Origin of the sequence: Microbacterium sp. Bi121 (assembly GCF_918698005.1) — a bacterium.
Taxonomy (GTDB): domain Bacteria; phylum Actinomycetota; class Actinomycetes; order Actinomycetales; family Microbacteriaceae; genus Microbacterium.
The window spans coordinates 60,550-68,018 of record NZ_CAKKLJ010000009.1 but is presented as its reverse complement, the minus strand read 5'-3'; the positions used below and the strand labels follow the sequence as shown (position 1 = coordinate 68,018).

The 7,469-nt window shown below is 67.5% G+C and carries 10 protein-coding genes; 5 read left to right on the top strand and 5 right to left on the bottom strand.

The genetic code is table 11. The features are described from left to right. Both LQZ87_RS13855 and LQZ87_RS13850 read right to left on the bottom strand, forming a co-directional pair. Positions 1 to 250: YbaK/EbsC family protein (locus tag LQZ87_RS13855; RefSeq protein ID WP_230104031.1), on the bottom strand; the 250-nt coding region annotated here is incomplete at its 3' end. Further along, positions 247 to 744, bottom strand: coding sequence for a DNA helicase (locus tag LQZ87_RS13850; RefSeq protein ID WP_230104030.1), 498 nt, complete (start codon positions 742 to 744; stop codon positions 247 to 249). The genes LQZ87_RS13855 and LQZ87_RS13850, both read right to left, overlap by 4 nt. 158 nt (positions 745 to 902) lie before the next feature. Here LQZ87_RS13850 and LQZ87_RS13845 point away from each other — a divergent pair, with 158 nt between their 5' ends. Both LQZ87_RS13845 and LQZ87_RS13840 read left to right on the top strand, forming a co-directional pair. Further along, positions 903 to 1,460 carry a peptidylprolyl isomerase gene (locus tag LQZ87_RS13845; RefSeq protein ID WP_230104029.1) on the top strand — a complete coding sequence of 186 codons (558 nt, stop codon included), beginning with the start codon at positions 903 to 905 and terminating at the stop codon, positions 1,458 to 1,460. 24 nt (positions 1,461 to 1,484) lie between these two features. Continuing rightward, entirely contained in the window at positions 1,485 to 2,381 is an 897-nt protein-coding gene (locus LQZ87_RS13840) for a rhomboid family intramembrane serine protease (protein ID WP_230104028.1), read from the top strand. A gap of 167 nt (positions 2,382 to 2,548) precedes the next feature. Here LQZ87_RS13840 and LQZ87_RS13835 read toward each other — a convergent pair whose 3' ends face one another. After that, positions 2,549 to 2,788 (bottom strand): cell division protein CrgA, encoded by a 240-nt coding sequence (locus tag LQZ87_RS13835; protein WP_230104027.1) that lies wholly within the window; start codon positions 2,786 to 2,788, stop codon positions 2,549 to 2,551. Positions 2,789 to 2,866: 78 nt separating this feature from the next. Here LQZ87_RS13835 and LQZ87_RS13830 point away from each other — a divergent pair, with 78 nt between their 5' ends. Genes LQZ87_RS13830 through LQZ87_RS13820 form a run of 3 tightly spaced genes read left to right on the top strand, consistent with a single transcriptional unit; the run spans position 2,867 to position 4,448 of the window. Then, a complete protein-coding gene (locus LQZ87_RS13830) occupies positions 2,867 to 3,655 on the top strand; it encodes a class E sortase (RefSeq protein ID WP_230104026.1) in 789 nt (262 codons plus the stop codon). An 8-nt stretch (positions 3,656 to 3,663) separates the two neighbouring features. After that, positions 3,664 to 3,819: a hypothetical protein gene (locus LQZ87_RS13825; protein ID WP_194421090.1), complete on the top strand. Its 156-nt coding sequence runs from the start codon at positions 3,664 to 3,666 to the stop codon at positions 3,817 to 3,819. Beyond that, positions 3,816 to 4,448 (top strand): gamma-glutamyl-gamma-aminobutyrate hydrolase family protein, encoded by a 633-nt coding sequence (locus LQZ87_RS13820; RefSeq protein ID WP_230104025.1) that lies wholly within the window; start codon positions 3,816 to 3,818, stop codon positions 4,446 to 4,448. The genes LQZ87_RS13825 and LQZ87_RS13820 overlap by 4 nt, the downstream gene beginning before the upstream one ends. A gap of 139 nt (positions 4,449 to 4,587) precedes the next feature. Here LQZ87_RS13820 and LQZ87_RS13815 read toward each other — a convergent pair whose 3' ends face one another. Both LQZ87_RS13815 and pknB read right to left on the bottom strand, forming a co-directional pair. Further along, a complete protein-coding gene (locus LQZ87_RS13815; protein WP_230104024.1) occupies positions 4,588 to 5,511 on the bottom strand; it encodes a DUF559 domain-containing protein in 924 nt (307 codons plus the stop codon). 225 nt (positions 5,512 to 5,736) lie between these two features. Further along, positions 5,737 to 7,431: a Stk1 family PASTA domain-containing Ser/Thr kinase gene (gene pknB / locus LQZ87_RS13810; RefSeq protein ID WP_290368278.1), complete on the bottom strand. Its 1,695-nt coding sequence runs from the start codon at positions 7,429 to 7,431 to the stop codon at positions 5,737 to 5,739. Between the last annotated feature and the right edge of the window lie 38 nt (positions 7,432 to 7,469).

Here is a 7,469-nt window from a genome sequence, read left to right as displayed (position 1 = left end):
GCCGCAGCTTGTTCACGCCCACGAGGGCACGCAGCTTCGGCCAGGAGATCGAGCGGCCACCGGGGATCAGCGCGAAAAGGTACGTGTTGTCGCTGCGCTTGACCACGAGCGTCTTGACGATCCCGGATGCCGGGATGCCGAGAAGCTCCGCAGCCTCGTGGAGGCTGCGGGCGTTCGGACGCTCGCGGATCTCGATGTCGAGACCACGGGCGGCCGCGGCATCCCGGACCCGGTCGAGGGGATCGGTCACGCGTCGGGGGCTGCGAGCGGGTCGTCCGCGACCCAGAGCTCGTCATCCGTGCGCAGTGCCTGCCATGCGGCGTAGAGAACGCCGGCCGCTGCGGCAGCACCGAGGATGATCGCGACGATGGAGCCGAGCCCTGGGCCCTGCTTCTTCTTCACGACGCGTCCCTTCGAGACGGTCAGTCCCTGGCGCTTTGCGTTCGCCACATCCCAGGCCGAGAGTGCGCTGCCGACGACACCGCCGACGATCGGGACGACCTTGTCGTCGACGACGTGGCGGCCGATCTTCAGACCGCGGTCGACGGTCGGCGCGACGCGACGATTGTAGGCGTCCTGGACCACAGGCAGAACCTGCTCGCGACCGACGCCTGCGAGCTGGCGACCGGCCTCACGGGCGATGTCGGCCGCGTGGCCGACGAGCTCCTGCTGGTGCTCCCAGAGGTCATTGGCGTCGTTCTGCAGACGGCGCAGTTCCTTCTTCCGCTTGCGGGTCAGGCTCACGATTGTTCTCCTGTCGATGTGGAGTACGGGTTCCCCATCTTGCCAGACGACCCTGGATACCGGCACTGATTCCGTCGACCCTTGTCATACGGGGCCGTCAGCGCTATCGTCCGGCACGTTTCCGGCCGGTCGGGCGCATGCTCTGCGAGAATGGATGCATGCCCCAGCACTCTCATGTCGCAACTCTGCACACCAACCACGGTGACATCGTCATCAACCTCTTCGGCGACCACGCCCCGAAGACGGTCAAGAACTTCGTCGGTCTCTCCGACGGAACCCAGGCCTGGACGGACCCGGCCACCGGCAAGCCCGGCGAGGGCGCGCTCTACAAGGACGTCATCTTCCACCGCATCATCCCGAACTTCATGATCCAGGGCGGCGACCCGCTCGGACAGGGCGTCGGCGGGCCCGGATACAACTTCAATGATGAGATCCACTCCGAACTGAACTTCAATGAGCCTTACATCCTCGCGATGGCGAACGCGGGCCTGCGCCGCAACGCCATCACGGGCGAGCTCGAGGGCACCAACGGCTCGCAGTTCTTCATCACCACCGACCCCACCCCGTGGCTCATGGGCAAGCACACGATCTTCGGCGAGGTCGCGGACGACGCGTCCAAGAAGGTCGTCGACGAGATCGGCGCCGTGCGCACCGCGGCGGGCGACCGCCCCGTCGAGCCCGTCGTGCTGCAGTCCGTCGACATCGCAGCGGTCTGACCACGCCACCTCTGGCCGATCCGGATGACGTCCTCTGAGTTCGCGAGCAACAGCGACAACTTCTGTTACCGCCATCCGGATCGGCAGAGCTTCGTGCTCTGCCAGCGCTGCATGCGCACCATCTGCCCCGAGTGCCAGACGCAGGCGGCCGTCGGCGTCATCTGCCCCGAGTGCATGGCCGCGGAGCGCAAGAATCGCACACCGGCGCAGAAGCGCGCGCAACGCCGTTGGGGTGGCCGATCGTCGGGGACGATCGCGGCGGCCACCCGCGGCGGGAAGCCCGTCGTCACCTACGCGCTGCTGATCATCACGTCCTTCATCGGGCTCGTGCAGCTGATTCCGGGCATCGGTGATGCGGTCACCGATGCGCTGTACTTCCGCGGTCCGTTCCTGTACCCGGCGCTCTTCCCGTTCCCGTTCGAGCCCTGGCGTCTGCTCACGACTGTCTTCGCGCACGGTGGATTCATCCATCTCGCGCTGAACATGCTCGGGCTGTGGATGCTCGGGCAGATCCTCGAGCCGATGCTCGGCCGCGCGCGCTACCTGGCGCTGTACCTGATCAGCGGCCTGGGCGGATCGGTGATGGTCGCGGTGCTCGCGCCGACCACGGCGACCGTCGGCGCATCTGGCGCGATCTTCGGCCTCATGGCGGCCCTGCTCATCATCGGGCGCCACATCGGCGGGAACGTCACCGGCATCCTGATCATTCTCGGCATCAACTTCGCGATCGGGTTCGTCTTCGGCGGCATCGCGTGGCAGGCGCACCTCGGCGGCGCGATCGTCGGCGCGCTGGTCGCCCTCATCTACACGCGCACCCGCCGCCGTGAGCAGCGCACCTGGCAGATCCTGTTGCTCGCCGCGACCGTCGTGGTGCTGATCGTCGTCGTGGCGTTCGTTCCTCCACTGGTCCTCCTGGCTTAACAGTCCAGGTCAGAAGTTGTTAACAGGGTTCTCCACCCCTGTGAATAACACCGGTGTAATTCTCCCCAGCCTGTGGATAACTCGGTGGATAACTTCCGAGTGACAACCACAGCACGAGAAGAGCCCCCCGCCGAAGCGAGGGGCTCTTCTCGAAAAGCGATGACCGACTACCGCCAGCGGGTCGTCATGAGGAAGCCGATGAGCGCGATGCCCAGGCCGATGCCGAGGTTCCACGATCCGATGCCGGGAATCGGCAGGGTCGAACCGGACAGGTAGAACACGAGGATCCAGGCGAGACCGAGCAGCATGAAGCCCAGCATGACGGGCTTGAACCAAACGGCGTTGGGAGCCTGCTCGCCCTCGCTGCGCTCGACGACGGGCTCTTCGCTCTTGCGGTCTCGTGCCATGCCGTCATTCTACCCATGAGCGCCCGCTTCCCTCGATTCGATGCGAGGTCGACAAGTCCGAAGGTTATGATCACGCATATGACTGCTCCCGCCACGCAGCCGACCGGGCGATCTCGCCCGCACGGCCGGTCGCGGGCCACGTTCACGAGTGTGCTCGGCGAGCTCCTGCTCACCGCCGGTGTGCTCGTCCTCCTGTTCATCGCGTGGCAGATGTGGATCGGCGACATCATCATCGGCGCCCAGGGCAACAGCGAGGGCCAGGCCGTCTCGCGGGAGTGGGCTGAGCTGCCGGCACCGGCGCCCCCGCCGTCGGTCGAAGACGACGACGGGACACTCCGGTACGAGCCGCCGAAGCTGGAGCATCCCGCGGACGGCATCGCGTTCGCCCAGATGCTCATCCCTCGATTCGGCTCGGACTACAACGTCAAGATCGCCGGCGGAACGAGTAGGCCCGTGACACTCGACCACGGCTGGATCGGCGTCTACGATCAGTCGGCGATGCCCGGCCAGGTCGGCAACTTCTCCGTGGCCGGCCACCGCACCACCTGGGGTGCGCCCTTGAACAGGATGGACAAGCTCGAACTGGATGATGCGATCGTCGTCGAGACCCGGGAGGGCTGGTTCACGTATCGGTTCAGGAACCTCGAATACGTGAAGCCGAGCGCGGTCGAGGTGCTCGCCGACGTCCCGCAGATGCCCGAAGTGCAGACGGGGGAGCGGTACCTGACTCTCACGGCCTGCTCTCCGCTCTATTCGCTCGCCGAGCGCATCGTCGGGTACGCCGTCTTCGACGGCTTCCAACCCCGGGCCGAAGGCGCCCCCGATTCTCTGGCCCCGGTCGACGACGTCGCCGCGCCGTCCTGGTAGGAGTTCTGATGTACGCAGCGCTGTGGCGCATCCTTCCCGGCCCGTGGTGGCTGCGGGTGCTGATCCTGCTGGTCGCCGTCGCGGCGATCCTGTACGGGCTGTTCTTCTACGTCTTCCCCTGGGTGAGCCCGATCATCACGCCGGGAGAGGTCGACCTGGAATGAGCGCGCGAGTGCTCGTGGTCGACAATCACGACAGCTTCGTGCACACCCTGGTCGGGTACCTTCGCGAGCTCGGTGCGTCCGTCACGCTGATCGAGGCGGATGCCGCCGATGCGGCCGGCTTCGCCGCCCTGCTGCCCGAGTACGACGGAGTGATGCTGTCGCCCGGTCCAGGTCGGCCGCGGGATGCCGGGAGCTCGGTCGACGTCGTCGAGCTGTGCGCCGGGCTGGGGATGCCGCTGCTCGGCGTGTGTCTCGGCCATCAGGCGATCGGGGCGGCATTCGGCACCGAGGTCTCCCACGCTCCGGAGCTCATGCACGGAATGGTCTCGACCGTCGAGCACGACGGGTCAGCCCTGTTCGACGGCATCCCCTCGCCGTTCGACGTCGGTCGGTATCACTCGCTGGCGCTCGCGGAGGGGGAGCTTTCCGCCGAGCTCACGGTCACGGCGCGCACGGCATCGGGGACGGTCATGGCCATCGCGCACCGCGACCTGCCGATCGTCGGCGTGCAGTTCCATCCAGAGAGCGTGCTCACGCAGCACGGCTACCGCCTGCTGGCCAACTGGCTCACCTCCGTCGGAGATCCGCGCGCCGTCGCGGCGGCGGCGACGTTGCATCCGCTCGCGTGAGCATCTCACTCGCGTGAGATGCTCACGGACGGGAGAAGGGTTTCGCGGGTTCAGATCGGCGCGAGACCGCGACATCCTTCTCGCATCGCAGACAGGACGGATGCCCGAGACGGGGCGGATGCCCGAGACCGGGGGTGCGTCACGGGGTTCGCGCGATGATCGCGCGACGGATGCTCGCGATCATCGGCTCCCTCGCGTCGAGGTCGGCCTGAGTGAGGCGGATGACGATCCATCCTTCGCTCTCGAGATGCCGCTGTCGCTGGATGTCCTTTCGCCACTGTTCCTTATCGGTCCGGTGGCCATCCCCCTCGTACTCGATCGCGACCTTGAGTTCGGGGTAGGCGAGGTCGATGCGCCCCAGCAGCACGCCGCCCGCCCGCACTTCCTGCTGCACGACCGGCTCGGGCAGACCGCTCGCGATGAGCAGCAGTCGCGTCTCGGTCTCCTTCGGGGACTCCACCCGCTCGCGTGCCTGACGCAGCGCAGTGCGGATCGTCGTACTCCCGGGGAACCGCCACCACTCATCGAGGCGACGGGCGATTTCGTCGCGCGTGCTCATCGGCCTGCCGGGCCCCAATCCCGGATAGTTGGATGCCGTCGTCAGCAGTGCATCGATGATCGTGACAGCCTGCTGCACGGTTAGCGTGCTCGCGCAGGTGAACAGCGCCGCGACCGGGTCGACGACCGGGCGTCCTTTGAGAATGCGTGTTTCGGCGCGATCCTCGCGCAGCCGACGTCCCTTCACCCCCGCGGTCTTCGGCGCGGCCCCCGTCGGCGGCACGATGACCTCGATCGGCTCGTCCGGTTCCCACATCGTCGGCAGCGGTAGTCCCCAGTCGCGGGCCGCCGTCAGCCCGCCGAACCGTTGACCCGGTTTCAGACGCGGCTCGTAGCAGCGGACCACGTCATCGAATGTCACCAGCTTCTCGCGTGAGCGGACTCCGTGGAACGGCCAGTGCAGATCGGGGGTGCTGCACCGGCCGCGACGGATGCCGGCGGCTTCCGCGCTGCGCACCGAGAACCTGTCGCCGGGACGGCGGGGAAGCGGAACTCTGTGTCGCATCCCCTGATACTGGCGCAGTCGCGCAAACCGGCAACCCGAGATTCTCTGGGCCTGTGCACAGGTCGCCCATCCGGTCGCACTGTGCAGAACGTGTCGCGGGCGACAGGTCGCGAGTCGATGCGAGAAGGATTGCGTCGCTCCGCCGGCCTGTGAAGCCGCGAAACCCTTCTCGCATCCGGCGCGAAGCCGGGGCGAGGCGAGGCGCGGGGGCGCGAGCAGGCGCGACTACTCGCCCGTGCAGTACCGGAGCTCGACGTCGGAGTGCACCGGCACATCGCCCGGTGCGGACGACATCGACGCAACCGTTGCCGGCGTCGTCGCGGGGCAGTCGGGCGACTCGGTCTGGATCGCGTTCAGTCCCAGTTCGCCGAGCTTCGCCGTTGCGGCGTCCAGCGTCCAGCCCGTGACGTCAGGCAGCGTCACGCGCCCGCTGGCGACGACGAGGTTGATCACCGTCTTCGGCGCGACCTCCGTGCCCTCTTCGGCGCTGGCCTCGAGTACGGTGTCGGCAGCACTCTCGGCATCACTGCGCGGCGTCACCGTGCCGAGTTCGAGCCCGGCCTTGGTCAAGGCATCCTTGGCGGCGGTCTGCGAGAGGCCGACGAGCTTCGGCACCTCAACGGTCTCGGCACCGGACGATACGTACAGCGTGATCGTCTCGCCGACCTTCACCGATTGCCCGGCCTCCGGATCGGTGCGGATGACGTTGTCCTCGGCGACGTCGGCATCGGCCTCATAGATGATCTCGGACTGAAGATCGAGGTCGAGCAGGTCGGCCTGCGCGCGCTCCGACGAGACATCGACGAGGTCGGGCACGATGCGGGAGGATGTCGGGATCTGCTCGCCGCGCGGCATCATGATCACCCACAGCAGAACCGATATCAGCAGCACGGCCAGCAGTGCGACGCCGGCCCAGATCCATGCCACCGGAGGGCCGGACTGCGTGCGGGTCATCGTGGTGTCGGAGCTCAGCTGCCGCAGAGACCGTGCGGTCTCCTGCGCCTGCCGCGGGCTCGGCCCGTACAGCTCGCTGGTGAGCGCGCCCAGCTGCTTCTTCGTCGGCGCCTTGCCGGTGACAGCGGAGTCGAGCGCGAGGCGGAAGCTCGCGGCATCCGGATACCGCTGGTACGGATCCTTCGCGAGGGCGCGGAGCACGATCGGGTCGAGCGTCTTCGGCGCGTCCTCCTTGACCTCGGTCGGCGGCACCGGCGCCTCACTCACGTGCTGGTACGCGACGGCGACGGGGGAGTCCCCGCGGAACGGCTGGCGCCCGGTGAGCAGCTCGTAGAGCACGACACCGGTCGAATACAGATCGGCCCTGGCATCCACAGGCTCGCCCTTGGCCTGCTCGGGGGAGAAGTACGCGGCCGTGCCGAGGATCTGCGTGGTCTCGGCGACCGTGGATGACGAGTCGGAGACGGCGCGGGCGATGCCGAAGTCCATGACCTTGACCTGGCCGCGATCGGTGACCATGACGTTGCCCGGCTTGATGTCACGGTGCACGACGCCGGCGCGGTGCGAGTAGTCGAGGGCCTCGAGGATGCCGTCGACGTAGCGGACCGCGTCCTCGACGGACACAGGCCCGGCCGCGATGATGTCCTTCAGCAGCCGACCCTGGACGAGCTCCATGATGATGTACGGCTCGCTGTCGGCGGACGTCGCGCCATCGGCGGATCCAGGGTCTCCGGCATCGAAGACGCGCACGATCGACGGGTGCGACATGCGCGATGCAGCCTGCGCCTCGAGCCGGAACCGGGTGCGGAACGCCGTGTCGCGGGCGAGCTCGGGATCGAGGATCTTGATCGCGACGTCGCGCCCGAGTGTGAGGTCGTATCCGCGGTACACCTTGGCCATGCCGCCGTGGCCGATGAGCTCGTCCACACGGTACCGCTCAGCGATGATGCGCGGCTCTGCTGCCAATGATCAGTCCCCCGGAATTCGGCGCCTCAGGATGCGGC